Raw genomic sequence first — 23,340 nt, 5'->3', positions numbered from 1 at the left:
TCGATAGTTGTGGAGGAACGGATGGAGGCGACGTCGGCCTGGCGGAGCGCTGGAGACCCGTCGTGCGAGCGTGAGGCTCGGTGCTTCTATGCGGGAACGCCGGCGCATCCGGTCTATGTCGATCATGTGCCATCGCCGCGCGCGGCCACGGGCAGGGCGCCCGTCGTCATGGTTCACGGCGCCGGTCACACCGGGACCTGCTATCTGGCGACGCCGGATGGGCGGCCGGGCTGGGCGGTGCGGTTCGCCGCGGCGGGCCGTGATGTGTTCGTGCCGGACTGGCCGGGCCACGGCCGTTCGCCGCAGCCGGCGGATTTTCCGCGGCTGGGCACCGCCGACGTCGCCACCTCGCTGCTGGCGCTGGTCGAGCAGATCGGCCCTGCCGTGCTGCTGGTGCATTCGGCGAGCGGGCCGATGGCATGGTGGATGGCGGAGCGGCGTCCCGATCTCGTCCGCGCCGTGATCGGCATCGCGCCGGGGCCGCCGGCCAATCTGCTGCGCGATCTGCCCGACGATCCCGCATCGATCCTCGCCTTGCGTGACGACGCCAGCGCCGGTCATCCGGTCTATTCGGATGAAACCATGCCGGTGCGGCTGACGGCGGAGTTTGCTGCGGCCTATTGGGCCAATACGCCGCGCTTTCCGCAGGGCGCGTTCGAAAACTACTGCCGCTCATTCGCGCCGGAGAGCGCGCGCATCCTGAACGAGCGCTTCAACATCGCCGGTCGCGGGCTCAGGATCGGCGATTCCGTGCGTCTGCGGTCCACGCCGATCATGATTGTGACCGGGGACCGCGATCCGCGCCATCCGCGCGAGGTTGATGCGGCGACGGCCGGCTATCTCGGCGCAGAATTCGTCTGGCTTCCGGATCGCGGCATCGAGGGCAACGGTCACATGATGATGATCGAAAACAACAGCGACGATCTGGCCGCCATGATCCTGGCCTGGCTCGACGCCGTCAAATGCTGAGATATCGGTCATGCCAGCGCATCGAAAGGAACGGCAGATGAAATGGATTGCGCGCGCTCTGCTGCTGTTTGCGCTTCCCGTTGCCGCACAGGCGCAAGTCAGTGGCGACGTCGTCAAGCTCGGTGTGCTCACCGACATGGCCGGCGTGACCGCCGACATCACCGGCAAGGGCTCGCTGGTCGCCGCAGAAATGGCGGCCGATGAAGTCGGCGGCAAGGTGCTGGGCAAGCCGATCCAGATCATTTCCGCCGATCACCAGCACAAGGCCGATGTTGGCTCCGCGATCGCCCGCCGCTGGTTCGACGTCGAGGACGTCGATGCGATCGTCGATGTGCCGAATTCGGGCGTTGCCCTCGCGGTCCAGGGCCTGGCCCGGGAAAAGAAGCGGGTCGTCCTCTATTCGGGACCCGGCACGACCGCGCTCACCAATGAGCAATGCTCGCCCTATGGCTTCCACTGGACCTACGACACCTACGCCGTCTCCCACGGCACTGCGTCCGCTGTGGTCAAGGCCGGCGGCAGCAGCTGGTTCATTCTGGCCTCGGACTATGCTTTCGGCCATCAGCTCCAGCAGGACGCGACCAGTGTGATCACCGCCTCGGGCGGCAAGGTGCTGGGTGCGGCCCGCCATCCGCTCAACACGCCGGACTTCTCTTCATTCCTGCTGAGCGCGCAATCCTCCGGCGCCAAGGTCATCGGCCTCGCCAATGCAGGCAACGATACTGTCAACGCGATGCGCCAGGCGGGCGAATTCGGCCTGACACAAGGTGGCCAGAGTCTCGCCGCGCTGATCCTGTTCCTTCAGGACGTGCACGCCCTCGGTCTCAAGGACGCGCAGGGCACTTACCTGACCACGGCGTCCTACTGGGACATGAACGAGGCCACGCGCGCCTGGTCGAAGACGTTCTTTGCGAAAACCGGGATGATGCCGTCGATGCTGCATGCCGGCGTCTATGGCGCTGTGCGCCACTATCTCAAGGCCGTTGCCAGCGCCGGCACGGACGACGCCGACAAGGTTGCCGCCACAATGAAGGCGCTTCCCGTCGAGGACGTCTTCTCGGAGGATGCGCACATTCGCGCGGATGGCCGGGTGACGCGCACCATGTATCTGGTCCGCGTCAAAAAGCCGTCGGACTCGAAATACCCCTGGGACTATTTCGAGATCGTGCGCAAGATTCCGGCTGAAGAGACGGTCTGGCCGCTCGCGGAGAGCAAATGTCCGCTGGTCAAGGCCTCCAGCCGCTGAGTCCAGGGCGGCCGTCGAACGGGGTGGCAAAGCGGGCTCGCCACGGGCATGATATCTCGCTCGCTTGCGATCCCGGACGACCCCAACACATGAAAACCACGCTGCTGAGACCCGAAGACTACACCCGCTCGCCCTGGAAGAACGGCGGCGGCATCTTCACCGATATTGCGGGCGCCTATCGCGCAGACAGCCCGGTGAAGGACTGGAACTGCCTGCTCTGGCGCTTCGCCTCCACGCCGGTCGTGGCGCCCGGTCCGTTCTCCCACATGCCCGGCATCGACCGCCTGCAGATGGTCGTCAAGGGACGTGGGTTGGTGCTGAAATCGCCGACGCAGGAATTCGACGAGCGTGAACCTTTCACGACGGTGCGCTTCACCGGCGAACTCGAGATCGTCACTGCGCTCGAGGAAGGCCCCGTCGAGGTCGTGAACCTGATGGCGCGGCGCGGAGCTGCGGAAATCGAGCTTGCGGCGCTGAGGGAACCGGGCGAGCGGCCGTTGTCCGCGGGCACGCACCTCGTCTACGCGGTTTCCGGCGATTGCAGCATTCGTCTCAATAGCGAGGATATCGTCATTCCCGACGGTAGCACGCTGAAGGTCGAGCTGGCCGGCCCATCCACACTGAAGCTCGTTTCGGGCTTGGCCGTGCTCGCATCGATCCGGCTCGTCGGCTAGGCGGCCCTCCCGCGCTCCGCCAGCATCGTGTCTGTCGGCCTCATGCTTTCAGCGCGTCGATCACGGCGCGCAGGCCTGCGGTCTGGTGTGCCCGGCTGGGGAAGTACAGGAACAGATCCTCGTCGACCGGGCACCAGCCCTGCAGGCACTTCACCAGCTTTCCCTCGCGAAGAGCGGATGCGGCGCGGTGCTCCCAGACATAGGCGAGGCCAAGGCCGCGTGCCGCGGCATCCACCATCAGCTCCTGGCTGTCGACGGTGAGCGGGCCGTCCACCGGCATCTCGATGGTCTCGCCGTTCTGCTCGAACACCCAGTGCAGCACCGTTCCGCTTGGAAATGCGTAGCGGATGCAGACATGATCTTGCAGTTCGTGAGGCGTCGCCGGCGCCGCCCGCTTTTCGAAATAGGCAGGCGCGCCGACCACGGCGAAACGCAAGTTGGAGCGGATGCGCACCGCGATCATGTCCTGCGCGAGCCGCTCGCCGAGGCGGATGCCCGCATCGAAGCCCTCTTCGACGATGTCGACGCGCCGGTCCGTCGCCGCGATCTCCAGCCGGAGGCCGGGATTGGCCTTCAGCAGCGTCTCGATCGCGTCTCCGAGCACGAACGGCGCAATCGTGTTGGGCACGTTGAGGCGGACCGTGCCGAACGGCGTGTTGCGCCATGAATTCAGCTCGTCGACGGCGACGCCGATGTCCGTCAGGGCCGGTCCCAATCGCGCGAAAAGCGTCTGGCCCGCATCGGTCAGGGACACGTTACGCGTGGTGCGGTGGATCAGCCGCACGCCAACGCGATCCTCCAGGCTGCGCACGGCGTGGCTCATCGCGGAGGCCGACGTGCCCCGCTCGAGCGCGGCCTTGCGGAAGCTGCGATGGGTCGCGACCGCGGCGAAGGCGGCCAGCTCCGATAGTTCGCTGTTCTCGATCATTGGTGAATCTTCTTCAGTATCGAGTGCAGGTTGGATGATCTTATCGGACGGCGCGACTGCGTCCAGATAGGCGGCGATCACTTGCCGACGATCTCATGCGGGAGACGCCAACATGCGTGCACTCATCCTCGACACCTATCAAAACGGCCGCTTTCGCGAAGCGGATATCGAATCGCGATCTCCCGGGAACGGCGAATTGCGCGTCCGCGTTCACGCCAGTGGGGTCAATCCGGTCGATGGTCTGATCCGCACGGGCCAGGCGCCGTACGCGATGCCGAAGCTGCCGGCCGTGCTCGGCACCGATGCAGCCGGCGTCGTCACCGATGTCGGGCCGGGCGTGGAAGGATTTGCGGTCGGCGACGAGGTCTACGGTCTTGCCGGCGGCGTGCGCGGATTGCCGGGCTCGCTCGCGGAGTTCATGACGGTCGACGCCGCTCTGATGGCGAAGAAACCCGTCAATCTCACCATGCGCGAGGCGGCGGCACTGCCGCTGGTCGCGCTCACGGCATGGGAAGGCCTGGTCGACCGCGCGCACGTGCAGCCGGGCCACAAGGTTCTGGTTCAAGGCGGTTCCGGAGGCGTCGGTCATGTCGCTGTCCAGCTCGCCAGGGCGTTCGGCGCCAACGTCTACGCGACGACCCAGGCCCAGAAGCAGGATCTCGTCCGCGGGCTCGGCGCAACGCCGATCGATTACACGCGCATGAGCGCCGAGGAGTATGTCGAGAAATACACCGGCGGGAAGGGCTTTGACGTCATCTATGACACCGTCGGCGGCAGCACGCTCGAAGCCTCGCTCGGCGCCGTACGCCACTATGGTCACATCACGAGCTGCGCGGCGTTTGAATCGCATAACCTCTTGACGTCGTCGTTGCGTTGCGCGGTCATCAGCGCGGTCTATGTGCTTTATCCGATGCTGAGCGGCGAACGCCGTGCCCATCACGGCGCGATCCTGCGCGAGATCGCCAAGCTGGCCGATGCCGGCAAGATACGCCCGATCATCGATCCCCGCCGGTTCACCTTCGACACGGCGATGGCGGCGCACGACGCCGTCAGGAGCGGCGCGAACGTGAAAATCGTCATCGACGTCGCGACCAATACGTAGGCAGGGAACAAGATTCCAATGCCGAAGCAATACATCAACCCTCCGGGTCTCTCCACAAGCACGGCCTTCACCCGGATCCTCAGCGTCACCGCGCCCGCGAAGCTGATCTACATCGCGGGCCAGGTGCCGACCGACAGGGAGTCGAGGCCCCTCCATGTCGGCGACATCAGGGCCCAGTACATCGCGATCCTCGATGCGCTGACGATCCAGTTGAAGGCCGCCGGCGCGGCATGGGACGACGTCGTGTTCCGTCGCACCTACACGGTGGACGTGCCGGCGTTCGTGCAGCACTGCATCCAGGACGAGCTGTTTCCGTTTCCCTGGAGCCGCGAGCGGCCCTCGCCAAGTACGCTGATCGGCGTCACCGCACTTGCGAATCCGGCCTTCCTGGTCGAACTCGAGATCGCGGCTGCGATCGTCGATTGAGGCATCGCTGATCCGGCCGGCGAACGCCGGCCGGATCTTTGTCTCCCTGCGAGGACGCGTGCTCAACTCTCCGGAACCGGCACGTCGAACGTGTTCAGCGTCACCGACACCATGCAGTAGAAGCCGATGAAGTAGGATAGCTCGGCGGCGCCTTGCTTGCCGAACTGCTCCACGGCCGCCTTGTAGGTCAGCTCCGGCAGGATGCCGCCGGAGATGAGCGCCGATGCGAAGTCGTAGGCGACCGCCTCCTGCCGCGTCAGATCCACGGGACGCTGGCCCGACACGATGGTCGCGAGCTTTTCGTCCGACAGTCCGCGTCGTTCCGCCATGCGCACATGCGCGTAGAGCTCGTAGGGCGCCTTGAAATGCGTGCCGGTCACCAGGATCGCGATCTCCCGGACTGCGGCCGGCACGGACGGATTGACGGCCATCGCCTTGGCGAGATCCCAGATCGGCTTGCCGAATTTCGGCTCGTGCAGCCACGGATTCCAGGGACCCATCAGGGCACCGTCCTCGCGGATGTTGACGAAGCCCTGGTACTTCTGGGCGATCTCTTCTTTCATGTCGGCGGCCAGAGCCCTCTGCTCCGAGGTCAGCTTGCTGGGTGAGATGATCGGTAAACGCATCGGTTGGTGTCCTTCTTCGTCATGGCCCCCGCCCGGTTCGTCGATCACGCACGGCTTTCCTGCGCCGGGTGAAGTGAGATGACTTCAGCCGCGAGATGAAGGTGCTGCGACCTGCAAATTGGTGACGTTCCGGTGAGGCACCAGAGCGCGGAATGCGGTCTATCTGAACGTGATCGTGCGATCCGATAAGACGTTCAGCCGCGCACGCGATACTGAACCACGCTCAGCAATCGCGGTGCCGGCCGTGCCGGGATGCCGCCCGGCGGCGTAGGCTCCGGTCGCCAGATGCGCACAATCCGTGCAACTGGCTAGGTTGGCGCGGCCCGGCCGGCGCACTATATCTCCTGCCGATGCAGACCGCCGCGAAGGGGCCGGATATGAGCGCGCCACACCAAAATCTCCCCACGCTGTCCGACGGCGTCGTCCACTGGCTCACCAACGGCACGCGTGACGAGCGCTTCATCGATAATATCTTCGCGCAGATGTGCATCCGTCTCCAGCAGGCGGGCATTCCGCTGAAGCGGTCGACGATGCACATCCGGATCCAGCATCCGCAATGGCTCGGCGCCGGTTTCATGTGGTCGGACGGCATGCGCGAGGCGAAGATAACGCGGGTCGACTTCGACGTGCTCGAGCGATCCGAGTTCATCGGCAGTCCTATCAACGAAATGATGGACGGCGCGACCGAGCTCCGCGAAAAGCTCGAGGGTGATCCGTCGCTCGGCCGCAAGCACGCGCTCTATGACGAGATGCGCGCGAAAGGCCTGACCGACTACGTTGCCTGGCCGCTCCATCACACGCTCGGCAAGCGCCACTTCGTCACCTTCGCCACCGACCGGCCCGGCGGTTTCGATGAGGCGCATATCGCGGCCCTGAAGAACGTACTGCCGGTGCTGGCGCTGGTCAGCGAGATCCGCATCAAGAACCGCCTGGCGCGAACGCTGCTGGAGACCTATGTCGGCGCCCATGCCGGCGAGCTGATCCTGGCCGGCGCCACGAGGCGCGGCACCGGCACCACGGTGCGCGCCGCGATCATGATCTGCGACTTGCGCGATTTCACAAAGATCTCCGACAACTGGCCGCGCGACGATGTCATCGATCTCCTCAACGACTATTTCGACGCGATGTCCGAGCCGATCGCGCGGCACGGCGGCGAGATCCTGAAATTCATCGGCGACGGCCTGCTCGCGATCTTCCCGCTGAGCCACCCCGATGCCTGCGCCAACCTGCTGCATGCCGTGACCGAGGCCCGTCAGGCCATGGCCGCATTGAACGAGCGCAACAAGAGCAGCGGCCGCGCGCCGCTGAACTACGGCATCGGCGTCCATGTCGGCGACGTCATGTACGGCAATATCGGATCATCGAGCCGGCTCGACTTCACCGTGATCGGCCCCGCCGTCAACATGGCCTCGCGCCTTGAAGCGCTCACCAAGCAGCTCGGGCGAAACGTGCTGCTGTCGCGCGACTTCGCGGAGCAGGTCGAGCCGAAATTCGAGCTGGAGTGCGTCGGCAAATACGAGGTGCGCGGCTTCAGCGATCCGATCGAGCTGTTTGCGTATCCTGGCTGACACGCGCGAGACCTGCGCGGTCGCCGTCACTCGTCTCCATGTCACGTTCCGGTCAGGTTGCGCAAACGCACGTTTGCCGGCCCTGCCTTCATCGGCGGGGCCGCGCGTCGTGCGGACCGGCAATTGAGAACATCTTGTTGAAAGAGATCGCCGCGCGGGACTCGTAAGCTGAGTTCGTTGGCGGCCGGATGACGAATGCCGCCCGCTTCATCGGGAACCGAGACAATGCCCGGTGCAACAGAAGAGGTGATTGGCGGTATCTGGCGTGACAACAAGAGGAGACTTCAATGCCAACCTGCTCCGAAAATCCTCATGGTCGAACCGGCCGGTGCGCAGTCTGCGACGGCAGATTCGGTCTCGTTCGGTACTACGCGTGGCGCAGGCCTCTTTGCTCGAAGAAATGCGTCGAACGTTTTGCGACGCGACGCCAGGATGACCGCGACTGGGTCGGTCTTTTTCCGATCGCCTTCGATGCGCTTGCAGAAAACCGCGTGAGGATCCCATGACGCTCCAGATGTCACGACGAGGCAAGGCCTACATGGAAACGGCGCAGAGCCTGCTCCGTGCGGCCCGAAGCATGACCGACGATGCGGTTGCGACGCGGCTGAAGGTTCTGGCCGACGACTATCAGCGGCGCGCCGAAAAGGCCTCGAGCGCCGATGCAGACAGACCGGTGGCGCGCTCGGCCGCCAGAGCCGGGTACGACTGGTCGAAGGAGCTTGCGTGAGATGATCCGGATCATTGCCGTGCTCTGTCGTCTTTCCTCTCCGACGGACTGTCACGAACAGATCGTCACGACCTCGGACTTTGCCGATGTGACGATGCAGTCCTGCCTGATGGGTGCGCCGCAGCTCGCCGAATGGATGGCGCGGCATCCGGGCGAACGTCTGGCCGCATGGCGCTGCACGATCGGCAAGCAGGGCGCCGGCAGGGGATCTTAAGGCTCGGAGAACGGGGTGGCGGGCCAGGAAGCACCGTTGCCAACGCAGGAATGTCCGACTACCCTTTTTGGCCCGGGGTCCGCCCAAACGTTCCTGCGATCAGCCGCGCGTACATGCCAAAATTCCTTCGCATCGGAGTCCATCAGTCGAACGTATCCGGCTACACGTCGAAGGCGTGGTGCATCACACGCGCCGGCTCGACGATCTTCCTGAAGTGGGGCGCAGTGGAAGTCAGCGGCGCAGGTAGCGGGCGAAAAGTCTACTGGACGCGCGTGCCGCAGGAGAAGACGATCCGTTGCCGCACGGCGCAGCGCGCCCAGGACTATGCCAAGGCCGCGATCGCGCGGCGGCGCAACCATCGCTATGAGCCGCTGACCGGGGCCATCGCGAACCGGCGCCCATCGGCCGCGCGCAGCGCCGAGCTCAAGCAGGCGCTCGCGACCATCCTGATCGTCGACATCGTCGGCTCCACCGCAAAGGCCGCCAAGCTCGGTGATGCGCGCTGGACCAAGGTGATGGGCCACTATTACGCCGCCGTGCGCAAGGAGCTGAAGAGCTCGCGCGGCAAGGAAGTCGTGACCACCGGCGACGGCGTGCTGGCGACCTTCAAGGCGCCCGCCGCCGGTATCACCTGCGCGACCGCGATCCAGAAGGCGGTGCGTACGCTCGGCCTCGAGATCAGGGTGGGCCTGCACGCCGGCGAGTACACGATCAGCGGCGGCGAGATGGTCGGCCTCGCCTTCCACATCGGCACCCGCATCGCCGCCAAGGCACGTGCCGGCGAAGTCCTGGTGTCGAGCGCAGTGAAGGAGCTGGTGAAGGCGCAGTCCGCGATCAGCCTGAGGGATCACGGCGTGCACCGGCTCAAGGGCGTGCCGGAGCGGTGGAGGCTGTGGCGGGTGGAGGGATGAAGGGATGGCGCTCCAGGCTGTGGGGTGGCATCCAGTACTACCTTAGCGCGTGTCCAGCGAGGCTGCCCTTGTCCCTGTCATCGTGCGGCGATGCGACCCACCTCGAAGTTGGTACCACTTTTCCCCCCATTTACTGGGAACCTCTTGCCTTTTACTAGGGAACTTCGAACGCGTAGGCCCGACCTCGAATTTCCTCCGTGAGCACTACGCGTCGACGATTGATGATTGTGCATTTTGATCATGCGAGCAGGGCCGCTCCGTAATGCGTTGATGTCGCGATTTCAGTGATACAGACCTTCGTTTGCTCTCCACTTGCGTTCGCGGCAGATCAAGGGAGCATAGCATGCAGAAATTTTTGGTTATTCTCTTGTCGGTACTTCTCTCCCGCACCGATCCTTCAAGCAGGGTAGAAAGGGCGAACGCGAAGTAGACGCAAGCTTCGCGACGCCCATTTCCCCTTGGCCTATCGTTCTCAAAAAGACGGCTCCTCGTGGCAGACGCGGTGGTTCGCCGAAGAGCCTGCGCATGGAATTTGTGGAGTGCAAGCTCACCATTGATGTTTTTGGAGGAGGCTTCTCATGGCGCTTACAGTCACCGTTACCGGCACGACCGTTACCCTCGACGAAACCGCCGGCCTGCAGAATGACGATACCAACACGGCCCTCCCGAGCGCGTTTTCAAGTCGGCTGACGGCACTGGGCGCTCCGGCCACAGAGATCAACCACGCGGTTAGCAGCGGCAATGTCATTACCATCAGCGGCGTGACGGGCTCGGTTGGCAATATCTCGTTCACGGACGAGAACGGCGGTGCGCTGGACGGCGACTCGAGCGGCCTCTTCACCAATGACGGCGAGGAGGTATTTCTGTACACGGACACCGTGAACGACAACATCGTGCTCGGAAAGACCGCGGCCGGCGTCATCGTCTTCGCGGTCTATCTCGAGGAGACCGGGAGCCCGGTAAGCGGCGGCAAGTTCTGGAGCGTCCAGTACGAGGCGCTGCAGAATCCGGATGCCACCAACCCCGATGATTCCATCGACCTGGGCACCCACCTCAAGGTCGCGGCCAGCGAGGTCATCAATTTCAGCTTCGCCGGAGCGCCGTCCGGCAGCAACCTCTTCATGACCTTCGGCGATCCGAACTCCACCCAGATCGTGGTGATAGGCAAGGACCCGCTCAATCAATCCGAGGGCGGAAACATCACGACCAAGGACGTGCTCAATATCAGCCAGGCCGGCAGCACCACCTCGTTCGGCGTCAATGGCAACCAGATCAACCCCGGTGAAGGTGCGTACATTACCTTTGTTACGGGTGCGAACACGAACTTCCTCGTGCCCAACCTGGACCAGAACGAGGCCGACGTCGAAGCCAACATAGACTTCCAGAACGTCTTCAATGCGACCAGCGCGTCCTTCACCGTCAACCAGACCAATCCGGGCATCGGACCCGTCACCGTCAAGATCTCGGCCTTCAGCACCGCCGCGGAAACGGGGGTAAATTTCGTCGATGGGCTCACCAACGACACGCACGTCAACATCACGTCGGCCTCGTTCGTCAACGTCATCAAAAAGTCAGGCAACACGCAATTTACACCGGCCACTTCGATCGACTCCGACGGCAACTTGATCGTCACCGGCCTGAGCAGCGGCGACACGGTGCAGTGGACCACGAGCGGAGCCCACAACCGCGTCCTCATCGAAAACATCAGCGCCACCGACGGCATTGCCGGCAACGACAACAACACCTTCGATATCGGTGGCTTCAGTTTGAGCAGCGCCAACGCCGTGAGCGCCGTGGTCGGCACGGCCGTCCATTTCGAAGATGACGGGCCGACGGCGGGGATCGTGCAGGGCGCGCCGGCGGTGGCGCATGACGAGACCGCGGGTATCCAGGGGGATGCCGATGACACCACCGCGCCAGGCGTGATCGCGCTGTTTGCGAACGTAACCAATGTCAGCACCGACCTCAGCCCGACCGGGTATGCGCAGGACGCGAACGCTGTCGTGAGCTCGACCGGGAGCGCGCTTGGCACCGACTCGGTGGGCGGAACGATCGTGTTCTCGCTCGCGGTGTCCGCCGCAGGGGTGGACTCCGGCCTCGATACGACGAACGGCACTAGCATCTTCCTGTTCAAGGAAGGCGACCTGGTGGTCGGCCGCATCGGCAGCGCCGCAGGGGCCGCGGCCTTCGCGGTGGCGATCAACAGCTCGAGCGGGGTCGTCAGCGTGGCGCAATACGCTTCGCTGAAGCACCCGACCACCACCAATCCCGACGATTCGGTGTCGATCACCGACAGTGCGCTGCTGGCGGTGGTGACGGTCACCGATGGTGACGGCGACACGGCGACGAGCTCGACTGGCATCGGCGATGCCGTGCAGTTCCAGGACGACGGGCCGACGGCCGGAATCGTGCAAGGCGGCGCGACGGTGGCGCATGACGAGACCGCGGGTCTCCAGGCTGATGCTGACGATACCGACGCTGCCGCAGTGGCGGCGTTGTTCACCGGCGTCAGCAATGTCAGCACCGACCTTAGCCCGGCTGGCTTCGCGCAGGACCCGAGCGCTGTCGTGAGCTCGACCGGAAGCTCGCTTGGCGCAGACCAGGAGGGCGGGACCATCGCGTTCTCGCTGGCGGTGTCCGCCGCAGGGGTGGACTCCGGCCTCGACACGACTGGCGGCACCAGCATCTTCCTGTTCAAGGAAGGCAGCCTGGTAGTCGGCCGCATCGGCGGTGCCAATGGGGCGGCGGCCTTCGCAGTGGCGATCGACGGCACGAGCGGTGTCGTCAGCGTGGCGCAATACGCCTCGTTGAAGCATCCGGACGCGACCAATACCGATGAATCGATCTCGATCACCGACAGCGCGCTGCTGGCGGTGGTGACGGTGACCGACGGCGACGGCGATACAGCGACGAGCTCGACCGGCATCGGCGATGCCGTGCAGTTCCAGGACGATGCGCCGACCATCGGGCCCATCGCCGATGGACAGGTGGACTTCTCCGCTGGCGCCACCGTGACCAAGACGCTCAACGGAGTGGTCGGAGCGGATGATCCGGCGACGTACAGCATCACGAGCTCGCCGGCGAGCCTGACGATCCTGGATGGCACGGTCTCGCAGACAACGCTGCTCCGGGATCTCTCGAACAGCGATACTGTCGCTACCTACTACAAGGACGTTGATGGCAGCGGCACACACACTGCAGGCGACATCGATTTCTTCAAGCTGACCCTGTCCGGCGGCAACTACACCTTCGACGTCCTGCAGAATCCCCCGGCAGCGGAGATCAGCTTCAGCTTCGCCGGAGCGCCCTCCGGCAGCAACCTCTTCATGACCTTCGGGGATCCAACCTCGACCCAGATCGTGGTGGTTGGGGAAAATCCGTTGAACCAGTCCCAGGGCGGAAATATCACGACCAAGGACGTGCTCAATATCAGCCAGGCCGGCAGCACCACCTCGTTCGGCGTCAACGGCAACCAGCTCAATGACAGCGACAACTATCCCACTGAAGGCGCGTACATCACCTACGTGACGGGCACGAATACGAACTTCCTCGTGCCCAATCTGGACCAGAACGAGGCCGACGTCGAAGCCAATATCGACTTCCAGAACGTCTTCAATGCGACATCGGCGTCCTTCACTGTCAACCAGACCAACCCGGGCGTCGGCCCCGTCACCGTCAAGATCACGGCCTTCAACACCGCCGCGGAACCGGGGACGGGGTTCGTCGATGGGCTCACCAACGACACGCATGTCAACATCACATCGGGCTCGGTCACCGACTTCGTCGTCACGTCGGGCAATAAGACATTTGTTCCGATCGCCACGGTCGACGGCGATGGCAACTTGATCATCACGGGCCTCAGCACTGGCGACAAGGTGCAGTGGACCACGAGCGGAACCCACGACCGCGTGCTGATCGAAAACATCAGCGCCCATGACGGCATCAGCGGCAACGACAACAACACGTTCGATATCGGCGGGTTCAGCCTCATCCAGTCCCAGCCCGCGCCGGACGAGAAGCTCGACTTCACTGTCCAGATCGCCGATGCCGACGGGGATACGGCTTCCAGCAGCTTCTCAGTGAAGATCGACGGAAACCACGACGGCGTCATCAACGTCTGAACCGCAAGCCGCCGGCTGCACGCCCTCTTGGTGCGCAGCCGGCACCTGTTCGCTCGCGCGTGCCTGGAGTAGATCCGATGTCGGATAGCATCACCGTCTGGTGCGGCCATCTCGGTCGGTCTGCTGCCGCGTGGTGTGGCCAGGTCCTCGGAGATCCGGAGCAGTTGGTGAGCTTCACCCTGCGCATCGGCCCCTTCCTCGCGGCCGCCTTGATTCTCAGCGGGCTGATCCGCAAGTGGCGCCGTGCGCCGGCGAGGCCCGCGCCAGAGAACCAGTCACCGCAAACGCAAAACCTGTCCTCGCTGTTTCACGCCTGCCGCGGCGTGCTGGTCGGGCTCGGCCTGATCACCGCCATGCTGAACGTGCTGTACCTGACCGGTTCGTTCTTCATGCTGGAAGTCTACGACCGCGTGGTGCCGAGCCACAGCGTGCCGACGCTGATCGGTCTCGCCGCGCTGGTCGGCGTCCTCTATGTGTTCCAGGCATTCCTCGACATTCTGCGCGGGCGTATCCTTGTTCGCGTCGGCGAGTGGCTCGACCGTGCATTCTCGGCGCGCGCCTATGACATCGTCGCGCGCTGGCCATTGCGGGCGCGCGCGAGCGGCGACGGGCTGCAGCCGGTGCGCGATCTCGACCAGGTGCGCAGCTATCTGTCCGGGCTCGGCCCGACCGCGCTGTTCGACCTGCCGTGGATCCCGTTCTACCTCGCGATCTGCTTTGTGTTTCATCCGCTGATCGGACTCACGGCGTCGATAGGATCGCTGTTGCTCGTGTCCCTGACCCTTCTGACCAACCGGCTGACGCGCGAGCGCACCAAGGAAGTCACCGGCCAGATCGCGCAGCGTAATGCGCTCGCCGAGGCCAGCCGCCGGAACGCCGAGGTCTTGCAGGCCATGGGCATGCGCGGGCGGCTTGCCGCGCGCTGGGCGGAGGCCAATGACAGCTATATGGCCACCCAGCGCAATGCCGCAGATATCACCGGCGGCTTCGGCTCCGTTTCCAAGGTGCTGCGCATGGTGCTGCAATCGGCGGTGCTTGGCGTCGGCGGCTATCTCGTCATCATCCACGAGGCGACCGCCGGAATCATCATTGCCGGCTCGATCCTCGCCTCGCGCGCGCTCGCGCCGGTCGAACTCGCCATCGCCCATTGGAAGAGCTTGATCGCGGCCCGGCAGAGCTGGAAACGCCTGCAGCAGCACTGGGCGCAACTCCCGGCCGAGGAGGAGAAGACGCCGCTGCCGCCACCGTGCAAGACTCTCACGGTCGAGGCCGTCTCCGTGGTGCCGCCGGGCGAACAGGCCGCCGTCGTGATGGAAGCGTCCTTCGCGTTGACCCCGGGACAGGGGCTTGGCATCGTCGGCCCGAGCGCATCGGGCAAGTCGTCGCTGGTGCGGGCCGTCGTCGGCGTGTGGGTGTCGGCGCGCGGCAAGGTGCGGCTGGACGGCGCCGCGCTCGACCAATGGACCTCCGAGGCGCTTGGCCGCCACATCGGCTATCTGCCGCAGGACGTCGAGCTGTTCGCCGGCACGGTGGCGCAGAACATCAACCGCTTCGAACCGGCCCCCGACGCGGAGGCGATGATCGCCGCCGCGAGGGCGGCCGGTGTGCACGAGATGGTGCTGCGATTGCCAAAGGGCTACGACACGCCGATCGGAGAAGGCGGCGCGGCGCTCTCTGCCGGGCAGCGGCAGCGCATCGCGCTCGCCCGTGCGCTCTACCGCGATCCCTTCCTGGTGGTGCTCGACGAACCCAACTCCAATCTCGACGCCGAGGGCGACCAGGCTCTGACACAGGCCATCCACGGCGTGCGCGCGCGGGGCGGCATTGTCATCGTCGTCGCGCACCGCACCAGCGCGCTCGCTGCTGTAGACCAATTGATCGTAATGGCCGAGGGGCGCGTGCAGGCGTTCGGACCCAAGGACGCGCTGCTGGCCAAGATGATGCAGCCTCGGCCGGCAGTGCCGCTCAAGATCGTAACCGAGGGGGCAAGCCCGTGAGCCGCGAGCCCGTCAACGTCGTTCCGCACACCATCCGCCAGCACCTGCGCGCCGGCCTCGTGGGGGTTCTCGTGCTCGCCGGCGGCGTCGGCGGCTGGGCGGCGACCACGGAATTGGCCGGCGCCGTCGTCGGCTCCGGCACGCTGGTGGTCGACAGCTACACCAAGAAGGTGCAGCACCCAACCGGCGGCGTGGTCGGTGAGCTCAACGTCCGTGAGGGCGCCCGGGTGAAGGCGGGCGACGTGATCGTGCGCCTCGATGAGACGGTGACGCGGGCCAATCTCCTGATCGTCGTAAAAAGCCTCGACGAACAGGCGGCGCGCCGGACGCGGCTCGAGGCGGAGCGCGACGGTCAGGACTGGCTCGGCTTTCCCGTGGATCTCGTTGCGCGTGCCGCTGATCCGGACGTCGCTCGCTTGATCGTCGGCGAACGCAAGCTGTTCGAGCTGCGCCGCACCGCCCGCGCCGGCAAGAAGGCGCAGCTCAACGAGCGCATCGGTCAGCTTCAAGAGCAGATCCGCGGTCTCGACGAGCAGATCCAGGCGAAAGACCGCGAGACCACCTTCATCGACCAGGAGCTTGTGGGCGTGCGCGATCTGTGGCGGAAGAATCTGGTCCAGATCACGCGCCTGACGACGCTCGAGCGCGACGCGGTGCGCCTGCACGGCGAACGCGGCGCCTTGGTTGCCGCCATTGCCGAAGCCAAAGGCCGGATCACCGAGACCACGCTGCAGATCATGCAGATCGATCAGGATCTGCGCACCGAGGTCGGAAAGGATCTCGCCGAGATTCGCGCCAAGACCTCGGAATTGGTCGAGAAGCGGGTGGCTGCCGAGGATCAGCTCAAGCGCATCGATATTCGCGCGCCGCAGGACGGCACCGTGCATCAGCTGGCGCTGCACACCATCGGCGGCGTCATCAGCGCCGGCGAGCAGATCATGCTCATCGTCCCCGCCCACGATGCGCTCGTCGTCGAGGTGCGGATTCCCCCGCATGAGATCGATCGCCTGTCGGTCGGCCAGCCGGTGCTGCTGCGCTTTACGGCCTTCAACCAGCGCACCACGCCCCAACTCAACGGCGAAGTGAGCCAGGTGTCCGCCGACGTCGCAATCGACCAGAAGAGCACGACGAGCTTCTATACGGCCCGCATCGCCGTTCCCGAGGCGGAAATCGCGCGCCTGGGCGAGCTGAAGCTGATCGCCGGCATGCCGGTCGAGGCCTTCATCCAGACCGGTCAGCGCACGGTGATGTCGTACCTCGTCAAGCCGCTCTCCGATCAGTTGATGCACGCCTGGCGCGAGCGCTAGCGCGAGCGTCGCAACTTTCGCCCTGCATTCCATCGCGTTCGTTGCATTTTGACGGGAGCGTTTCTGGAGCGAAGCTGGTGCGGGAGGTCGTCTGGTCGGGTTGCCTGTGACCGGCGTCAGACTTCCCTTCGCGCTTCAAAAAAGTCGCAACTTGGTTGCGATAGATCAAGCCGATCCGTCTCGGCTTCCTCCCTACTGGCGACAAGGGAAAAGGGGGCATCTGCTTCGAGGAGGCAGGTCATGGTGCAACAGGTATTGGGTGGTGTTGCCGAAGACCTAGGCATTCAGGGCTGCGACGACATTAGCGAAGCACGGTCGACTTTCGACCGCCTGTTGAGGGCCTATTTCGCCAGGCTTCTGATCCGAGAAATCCGGGCGTCGAACAGGATCGATCCCTCGTTTGAGCTTCCTCCTCCACCAAGCGGCCATTCGCGCTCGAAGTAGCATCACCCGGCGCCTGACGGTCTGGCATACCTTCGCGCCGTCGCGATGCGAGATGCATGCGATGGAGGAACGCCGGAGCCAGCTTGATCTGGATCAAGGCCGATCCCGCAACATCATGTCTCGTTAGGCCTGACGTTCACCGATTGCCGGAGATTTGCATGTCTCTCGCTGTATCACGCGTCTTCATCCTCACCTTCGCGGTGCTTTTCGCCTTGGAAGCGGTGCTGGCGACAGCCGCCTTTGCCAAGACGCCGCGCGCAAAAGTTGTGAACCACGCTCCGCCTCGAGCGACGATCTGCGAGAGCAGCTTTGTCTGCAGACAAGACTTATTTGATCGCAGCAACAGGAACAACCTGAGATTCGATTGGCCTGCTCCTCCGGCTCAACCCGGCCAGTTCTGATCCGAATTCTTGTAATGGTATTGCAAGGTGGTTGGTTTGATAGAGCGTGAAGGAGGTCAAGATGTCGATGGCAGCATTATCTGCAGCGCTTCTCGGAGCGCAATTGTTCGTGATGCCCGTCTCCGATCGCGTCCCCGAATTGAAGGTGGAGGCGACGTGCAAGGCGACCACAGCTGTTGACAAGGCAATGGGGCTTGCCCTCCCTCAGAGCTTTGCGGACTGCATGCGCGACGAGGCCGCCGCGCAGCAACAGCTCGCCACGGTTTGGGGCGACGCTTCTGGTCCCGCCCGCGACAGCTGCGAAGGGGAAGCCACAGCCGCAGGAAGCCAGAGCTATGTCGATCTTCTCACCTGCATCCAGATGGCAGGGTGGGCGAAGTCACCCTCAACCGCGACGCGGTTGAGGGGAGCAAGCAAGACTCGAAATTCACAGTGATCCGCCTCGCGCGTCGAGAGCGCGGCTGACTCTGCCTGGCAGCGAATCTATTGCGGCACGCCTGATCATTTCAACGAAGGAGCGATTGTATGAGACGATTTCCGCTTGCTATCGCCGCAATGACTATGGCCTTTGCGCCAACCCTTCTGTCGGCTCAATCGATCAATCTCACCGGCATCTATAAATGCGTTCAAATGTGCCGGGGAAATCTCCCGGCTCACGTCACCCAGAACGGGACTGAAATTAATCTCGTGACGGAGGCAGGGCAGCCATCTCGCGCCTGGCCCGACTGGTACTGGCCCGCAAACCGGATCTGGATCGACGCATTCAATCAGAGTGCGGTCTATTCGCCGGATGGCATGCTCATTCAGTTCGACAGTGGCACGATTTGGCAGCGCGATTTGGGGCCGCTCCCGCCCCACCGCCCCGGCGCCGGTGAGCGCCGCAGCTCCGTGCAATGGTCGCCAGAGCGTGGTCTGTCATTCCCCGTCGGCAGTGCGCAGGCGAGGGCAGGGCGATGAGCCACCCCTTTGGGAGCCGCCGTGGCAGCGCCAGCTTGCGTCCGCGTGCTGGTAAATGGAGCGTATGTCTGTCGTTAAGCGAGCGCGGCGCCAAAGTCGGCGCAAAGACTTCCGGATTGAGGCGCCGCATGGACCTTTGGCATCGCGAGTGGTCCCGCGACCAGCGGAAGGACAGTCCGCTTAATGATTGATGATGTGGGGACCACGAAAGAACGACTCGATCACCCCGTTTTTCGTTTTGAGAACGACTCGATCTCGCAAGTGCCCGCGCGGCCTGTGTGCGCCGGCAGGCGGCGTCCCGTGTTGGCCAGCAGACGGTTGATCGACAGCTTCAGGAAGTGGAAAGCCAGGGCAGGATTTGCATGGCATACCTGGGCGAGCTCGGCCTCGGTGAGCCAGAGCAGCTCGACATCGGAAATTGCCTGAGCCGTCTGGGTGCGCTCATGTGCCGTCGAGAAAACGCCAATTTCCCCGAAGAGCTCTCCCGCCCCCAGAACGAGATCGATTTCATTCAGGCGTACGCTTCCCTTTGCAAGCAGATAGATGCGATCGGCGTAATCGCCTTGCCTGAAGATGATCTCCCCGGCCTTCCACGTCGCCGCTTTCATGAACGGGCATAGCGGTTCGGTTGTGAATTCGCCCTTGGATGCTTGCTCCACAATTCGCCTGACGCGAAGCATTTGGACTGTTCGGACGACGTTAAGAGGCAGCAGAACCGAGTGAAGGATGAGGATTGGATACAAGCCGTCGAAGAACGCGTATGCGACGAACGCGACATTGCTCAAGATGGCCGCGCTCCTGAGCGGAAGCATCGTCTTCATGCAAAACGAGGCGAAGACGAGAAGAGATGCGAGATAGCCGGCGGCTTCAACCCAGGGCGTCGAGCCGCAGAGCAAAACGTCCGAGCAACGCATTTCGCGTCCTTCTATGAATTTGCCCTGAAGAGCGCGACGACCCCTGCACATGTGGCTCGAGGGGCTTGGATACCGAAGCAAACGCAAAAATCAGATGCTGATCGGCTAGAAGAATCCGGCGCTGAGATCCAGCCCATAAGTGACCGACAGCAGCCACACGAACACGACGGCCCCGCAGGCCAGCGCGACCTGCTTGAGAATTTTTACCTGCAATGACGAGGCGGGGAAGACCCGGGCAAAAGCGCTTGCAATCGCAGCAGTTGCAACGGCGCGCATGATGATCTCCAGGAGTTGGCTAATGACGGGACGTTAGCGAGCGTCGTGCTTCACGCACGCGCTCGCGGTTCCGCTCTCGGCGACGGCGGGCTTCTTCGATCTCCCAGAATGCCTGGACAAAGCGGACCCCGAGGCAAAAATGCCCGATCGCTAACGGTCTGGATCACACAATTTCCAATGCAAATGAAATCTCGGCTCCACGCAAATGGTGCGCCAACAGCGCCTCGATCAGGGAATGCTGATCGCCGGCAGCGGGCCAGTAGGCCGGATCAACGCTTCAGCGGGTGGCTCCTGCGCGAAGGCCGCGAGTGCAATCAAAACGGCCAATGATAGAGCGATGAAAAAGCCGAGACGCCATCGAAACTCCGTCCGGTCGTCGTCGGGCGTCCCAAGCCAGCGTGCGCCCGTGGCTGTGCGCATCGTTAATCTCCGAATATCGTGAGGGTGAGAAGACCAGTCTTCCCAACACCCGCACTGAATATCGCGCCACTTGATCCGTCTTGGTACTACCTAGAAAGGTGGTCCGGTGTCCCCTATGCTTGCTCGAAGGTCGGTGACCTGCACACTCGTTTCGGGGGGGACATGCATCTATCCACGGATTCCACCAATCCGCAGAATCAGGATGTCTATGCACTTTGGGATCAGTTGGCCGAGTTCTCGGTCGGCGACAGCGACGCTGCACTGACTCATCTGCTAGCCGCACTGCGTACCATGTTGTCGGCACGCAATGTGCTATGGGGTGTGGTCGTGCGATTGCCTTCGCCCAAGCGGGCCGATCCCTTGCTCGGCTGGCGCCCGCGCCTCGTCCGGGTACTGGACCCGATACCGGCGGTCGCAGCATCTGTGCAGAAGCAGTTCGATACGCTCTGGTCCAACAACGTCGACCTGTCTCAGATCCTTTCCATGTCGGGAGATGAGCCGTTCCGCGTCCGCCTGCTGTTCGAAGCGCTGCCGCCGGAATGGTTCGAGGGCGAGCACTATCGGCGGCACTATTTGGACGTCGGCTTCGTCGACAGCGTTTCCGTGCGCATTGCGCTCAATGACGACGTGAGGATTCGCCTGTTCGTATTTCGCGATGCGCAGGCCCCTCGCTTCTCGCCGCAGGACGGCCAGCGTCTGGGCTTCGTGATGCGCGGGTTGAGATGGTTTCACCGTCAGCAACTGCTCAGCCACGGCCTGCTCATCGCCAATGCACCCCTGACACCTGCTGAACGCAGGGTGTTGCTCGCACTGCTCGACGGGCACTCGGAAAAGCAGATCGCGCAAAAACTCGACCAAAGTCCGAACACGACGCATTTCCACGTCAAGTCGATCTACGCCAAGTTCGGCGTGCGCAATCGCTCGGCGCTGACCGCGCTGTGGCTCGGCAAGCTGCGATAACGAACTTACACAGTTGATTTGCTGGTGGGCCCGGCAGGACTCGAACCTGCAACCAGACCGTTATGAGCGGGACAAAAATGAACGCGTTCGCTGATTTTGCTACATTTTCGTTTTGGTTCGATCGCGTTTGTTGCGTTTCGGTCAGGCTGTTTCTAGTGCGAAACTGGTGCGGTGGCCCGTTAGTGCTCAACGAGCCTCACGCCATAGGCGCCACGTCCGGCGATCAACTGACCTGGGCCGTTTTTGCACCAACAACGGTACGCCGCGCGGCGTTGGCGGGAACCTATGCGGGCGCGACGGCCGGCGGCCCGGTAGGCGCCGGAGTTGGTGCCAACCTCCACAGTCTGCGTCATCAAGATACCGATCGCCAGGTCGGCTGCTGCCAGGCAGACGGCGGCCCTCGCCGGGCGGCATCCCTGCTTGCCGCCCGCGGCGCCGCATTGCGCGCCTGGAAGTGCTCATGCTGAAGAGGTTTCGAAACAGCGTGCGCTGCGAAGTCCAATCGACGGCGTGGTGTCTTCTATGCCAAGCGAGTATCGAAACGATCAGAATGACCTTGCGGCGACGCCGCGATGACATCTGCCTTGAGCCGTAGCAATTCGTCGGCGAGGAGAGGCACTCGGTGGGCTTGCCTCTCCGCGAACTGGCAATCGACGATGGGGATCTTGCCGCCGGCCCAGCCGAACTCGCGCAGTGCTCGGCGAAACGCCTGCAGGGGACGCCAGCCAGCGGTGCCCCAGGCGTCTTGTTGGGCGCGCACACCCATCGGCAGTGCAAGGGTCGGCTTCGACCTGGGTTTGATGTTGATCCAGTTCAGCAGCGTCGCCGCCACGATCATCGTTAGGACGCCACCAACGCTGAGCGTGATCTGCATCGCAAGCCCCTCCGATATGTCGAGCAGCGCCAGGAGGCTGGCGAGCGTAAGCAGGACGCCGAGGCAGAAGATAGGCAACGAGTGCTTGCCACAGAGGATGGCGCCGCGCATCACCGCAGTCGTCAATGCTTGCCGATTGGGCGGCACGAACCATACCGCTACAATCGCAAGAGCCAAGAAATGCAACAGACGCAACGGATCGAGATTCGATTTGTCCGTCGGGTAAGCCAACTTCGTCAGCCCCTGCGGGATCAACGCTTCCAGCGGCTTGATTCTCCAGCTCAATGCGATGACGAGGCTGAAGACCAGGTAGAGAACGGCAGGCACGAGCGCCGTGCGTGAGGTTAGCCAGGGGCGCACTCTTTCGCCCTCGATTATCATCCACGCGCCAAGGACCACCAGCAGCTGCCAGGCCAGTGGATTGAAAGCCCAGTGGCCGTTCGGCCACGCCGGCATGGACCACCCGAAGATATGCACCAGCGCATAAAGCGCCAGCGAGGCGCCAAGCGTCACGCTCGGCATTCGGAGCAGCAACCACAGCAACGGCGCGAACAAGAGGTGAAGAAGCACGAAGATCGGCAACACGTCGGTATTGACCGGCCGGTATTGCAGGATGGCTGCGTGCGCGAGCGTCGCACCCGGCTGGTCCAACAGAATGCGCGTATTGCTCTCGTCAGCAAGACGGTCGCCGCCTGCGAGATAAACCAGGACGGCGCAGGCGAGCGTGAGCAGCAGAAATGCGACATAAATGTCCCAGCTTCGCCGGAGGGTCCGGCGGATCACGCTGGTCCATCCCTCGCAGCTCCACACCTTGCCGTAGGCCAGTGCGCAGGTGACGCCCGAGACGAACATGAACACTTCCGCGGCATCACTGAAGCCGTAATTCCGTGGCGTCAGCCAACTTCCGATGTTATTGGGGACATGATCAAGAAAGATGCACCAGAGCGCAATGCCGCGGCAGGCATCAATGCGCAGGTCGCGGCCGTTGGCTGTGAACTCCGGCAGCGCGCCTGCCACTGGCTTCGGGATTGCGGTCCGATCATGCATTGGCTAGCCTCGTCCAGCGTGCGCGCACGCTTCAGGAGGAACGGTCGAGAGCCACCGAATTTGTCAAAAAGCGCGACCACGCTGCGGGATCGTGACAGCGCCGCAGTCCAGAGCACCGACCCGGCTACCACAGCAATTGCGGCACCGATCATATGGCCGCGCTGGGTAAAAACCCTGCTGGTGGAGAGGCTGACCGTCGACATCATCGTTCAAGCGGCGCAGCGTGTAAAT

24 protein-coding genes are annotated in these 23,340 nt (G+C 63.6%); 17 read left to right on the top strand and 7 right to left on the bottom strand.

Features of this window, described 5'->3' with window-relative positions; genetic code table 11:
* Positions 1-21 precede the first annotated feature (21 nt).
* The 3 genes from JQ635_RS27410 (at position 22) to JQ635_RS27400 (ending at position 2,889) form a co-directional block, all read left to right on the top strand.
* Positions 22-969 (top strand): alpha/beta fold hydrolase, encoded by a 948-nt coding sequence (locus JQ635_RS27410; RefSeq protein WP_211412892.1) that lies wholly within the window; start codon positions 22-24, stop codon positions 967-969.
* A 37-nt stretch (positions 970-1,006) separates the two neighbouring features.
* Positions 1,007-2,215 carry an ABC transporter substrate-binding protein gene (locus JQ635_RS27405; protein WP_211412891.1) on the top strand — a complete coding sequence of 403 codons (1,209 nt, stop codon included), beginning with the start codon at positions 1,007-1,009 and terminating at the stop codon, positions 2,213-2,215.
* 89 nt (positions 2,216-2,304) lie between these two features.
* The gene (locus tag JQ635_RS27400; RefSeq protein ID WP_211412890.1) at positions 2,305-2,889 is read left to right on the top strand and encodes a HutD/Ves family protein; all 585 of its coding nucleotides are present in this window, start codon (positions 2,305-2,307) and stop codon (positions 2,887-2,889) included.
* A 40-nt stretch (positions 2,890-2,929) separates the two neighbouring features.
* Here the strand turns inward: JQ635_RS27400 and JQ635_RS27395 are convergent, their stop codons facing one another.
* On the bottom strand, positions 2,930-3,814 hold the full coding sequence (locus JQ635_RS27395) for a LysR family transcriptional regulator (protein WP_211412950.1): 885 nt from the start codon (positions 3,812-3,814) through the stop codon (positions 2,930-2,932).
* A gap of 115 nt (positions 3,815-3,929) precedes the next feature.
* Here JQ635_RS27395 and JQ635_RS27390 point away from each other — a divergent pair, with 115 nt between their 5' ends.
* The gene (locus JQ635_RS27390) at positions 3,930-4,919 is read left to right on the top strand and encodes a zinc-dependent alcohol dehydrogenase family protein (protein WP_211412889.1); all 990 of its coding nucleotides are present in this window, start codon (positions 3,930-3,932) and stop codon (positions 4,917-4,919) included.
* Positions 4,920-4,937: 18 nt separating this feature from the next.
* Positions 4,938-5,345 (top strand): RidA family protein, encoded by a 408-nt coding sequence (locus JQ635_RS27385; RefSeq protein WP_211412888.1) that lies wholly within the window; start codon positions 4,938-4,940, stop codon positions 5,343-5,345.
* Positions 5,346-5,407: 62 nt separating this feature from the next.
* Here the strand turns inward: JQ635_RS27385 and JQ635_RS27380 are convergent, their stop codons facing one another.
* Positions 5,408-5,971 (bottom strand): carboxymuconolactone decarboxylase family protein, encoded by a 564-nt coding sequence (locus tag JQ635_RS27380; protein ID WP_211412887.1) that lies wholly within the window; start codon positions 5,969-5,971, stop codon positions 5,408-5,410.
* 377 nt (positions 5,972-6,348) lie between these two features.
* On the opposite strand from JQ635_RS27380, the gene JQ635_RS27375 reads away from it, so the two are divergent.
* Positions 6,349-7,539 carry an adenylate/guanylate cyclase domain-containing protein gene (locus tag JQ635_RS27375; protein WP_211412886.1) on the top strand — a complete coding sequence of 397 codons (1,191 nt, stop codon included), beginning with the start codon at positions 6,349-6,351 and terminating at the stop codon, positions 7,537-7,539.
* 41 nt (positions 7,540-7,580) lie between these two features.
* Here the strand turns inward: JQ635_RS27375 and JQ635_RS27370 are convergent, their stop codons facing one another.
* Complete coding sequence (locus JQ635_RS27370; RefSeq protein WP_211412885.1) at positions 7,581-7,814, bottom strand: hypothetical protein; 234 nt, start codon at positions 7,812-7,814, stop codon at positions 7,581-7,583.
* Between the two features lie 227 nt (positions 7,815-8,041).
* Between JQ635_RS27370 and JQ635_RS27365 the strand changes: the two genes are divergently transcribed.
* From JQ635_RS27365 to JQ635_RS27325, 9 genes are all read left to right on the top strand, one after another.
* Positions 8,042-8,266 (top strand): hypothetical protein, encoded by a 225-nt coding sequence (locus tag JQ635_RS27365; RefSeq protein ID WP_246583808.1) that lies wholly within the window; start codon positions 8,042-8,044, stop codon positions 8,264-8,266.
* A 1-nt stretch (position 8,267) separates the two neighbouring features.
* Positions 8,268-8,480: a hypothetical protein gene (locus JQ635_RS27360; protein WP_211412884.1), complete on the top strand. Its 213-nt coding sequence runs from the start codon at positions 8,268-8,270 to the stop codon at positions 8,478-8,480.
* A 113-nt stretch (positions 8,481-8,593) separates the two neighbouring features.
* Positions 8,594-9,391, top strand: a complete 798-nt coding sequence (locus tag JQ635_RS27355) for an adenylate/guanylate cyclase domain-containing protein (RefSeq protein WP_211412883.1) — start codon at positions 8,594-8,596, stop codon at positions 9,389-9,391.
* 578 nt (positions 9,392-9,969) lie between these two features.
* On the top strand, positions 9,970-13,512 hold the full coding sequence (locus tag JQ635_RS27350) for a DUF5801 repeats-in-toxin domain-containing protein (protein WP_211412882.1): 3,543 nt from the start codon (positions 9,970-9,972) through the stop codon (positions 13,510-13,512).
* Positions 13,513-13,589: 77 nt separating this feature from the next.
* A complete protein-coding gene (locus JQ635_RS27345; RefSeq protein ID WP_283826907.1) occupies positions 13,590-15,509 on the top strand; it encodes a type I secretion system permease/ATPase in 1,920 nt (639 codons plus the stop codon).
* On the top strand, positions 15,506-16,816 hold the full coding sequence (locus JQ635_RS27340) for an HlyD family type I secretion periplasmic adaptor subunit (RefSeq protein WP_211412881.1): 1,311 nt from the start codon (positions 15,506-15,508) through the stop codon (positions 16,814-16,816). Before JQ635_RS27345 ends, JQ635_RS27340 begins: the two co-directional genes overlap by 4 nt.
* 602 nt (positions 16,817-17,418) lie before the next feature.
* Positions 17,419-17,661 carry a hypothetical protein gene (locus tag JQ635_RS27335; RefSeq protein ID WP_211412880.1) on the top strand — a complete coding sequence of 81 codons (243 nt, stop codon included), beginning with the start codon at positions 17,419-17,421 and terminating at the stop codon, positions 17,659-17,661.
* A gap of 61 nt (positions 17,662-17,722) precedes the next feature.
* Positions 17,723-18,097 carry a hypothetical protein gene (locus JQ635_RS27330; RefSeq protein ID WP_211412879.1) on the top strand — a complete coding sequence of 125 codons (375 nt, stop codon included), beginning with the start codon at positions 17,723-17,725 and terminating at the stop codon, positions 18,095-18,097.
* 89 nt (positions 18,098-18,186) lie between these two features.
* A complete protein-coding gene (locus JQ635_RS27325) occupies positions 18,187-18,618 on the top strand; it encodes a hypothetical protein (RefSeq protein ID WP_246583807.1) in 432 nt (143 codons plus the stop codon).
* A 221-nt stretch (positions 18,619-18,839) separates the two neighbouring features.
* On the opposite strand, the gene JQ635_RS27320 is transcribed toward JQ635_RS27325, so the two are convergent.
* The 3 genes from JQ635_RS27320 to JQ635_RS27310 form a co-directional block, all read right to left on the bottom strand.
* Complete coding sequence (locus JQ635_RS27320; RefSeq protein WP_211412878.1) at positions 18,840-19,532, bottom strand: cyclic nucleotide-binding domain-containing protein; 693 nt, start codon at positions 19,530-19,532, stop codon at positions 18,840-18,842.
* 105 nt (positions 19,533-19,637) lie between these two features.
* Positions 19,638-19,808, bottom strand: coding sequence for a response regulator (locus JQ635_RS27315; RefSeq protein ID WP_246583806.1), 171 nt, complete (start codon positions 19,806-19,808; stop codon positions 19,638-19,640).
* A gap of 228 nt (positions 19,809-20,036) precedes the next feature.
* A complete protein-coding gene (locus JQ635_RS27310) occupies positions 20,037-20,228 on the bottom strand; it encodes a hypothetical protein (protein ID WP_211412877.1) in 192 nt (63 codons plus the stop codon).
* 225 nt (positions 20,229-20,453) lie between these two features.
* Between JQ635_RS27310 and JQ635_RS27305 the strand changes: the two genes are divergently transcribed.
* Entirely contained in the window at positions 20,454-21,188 is a 735-nt protein-coding gene (locus tag JQ635_RS27305) for a helix-turn-helix transcriptional regulator (protein WP_246583805.1), read from the top strand.
* 62 nt (positions 21,189-21,250) lie between these two features.
* Positions 21,251-21,655: a DUF992 domain-containing protein gene (locus tag JQ635_RS27300; protein WP_211412876.1), complete on the top strand. Its 405-nt coding sequence runs from the start codon at positions 21,251-21,253 to the stop codon at positions 21,653-21,655.
* A 53-nt stretch (positions 21,656-21,708) separates the two neighbouring features.
* On the opposite strand, the gene opgC is transcribed toward JQ635_RS27300, so the two are convergent.
* On the bottom strand, positions 21,709-23,109 hold the full coding sequence (opgC, locus tag JQ635_RS27295) for an OpgC domain-containing protein (RefSeq protein ID WP_211412875.1): 1,401 nt from the start codon (positions 23,107-23,109) through the stop codon (positions 21,709-21,711).
* Positions 23,110-23,340: the final 231 nt, after the last annotated feature.

It is taken from the genome of Bradyrhizobium iriomotense, from assembly GCF_018130765.1.
GTDB lineage: Bacteria > Pseudomonadota > Alphaproteobacteria > Rhizobiales > Xanthobacteraceae > Bradyrhizobium > Bradyrhizobium iriomotense_A.
Note: the sequence above shows the minus strand (reverse complement) of the source record. Positions and strands in the feature narration are given on the sequence as shown.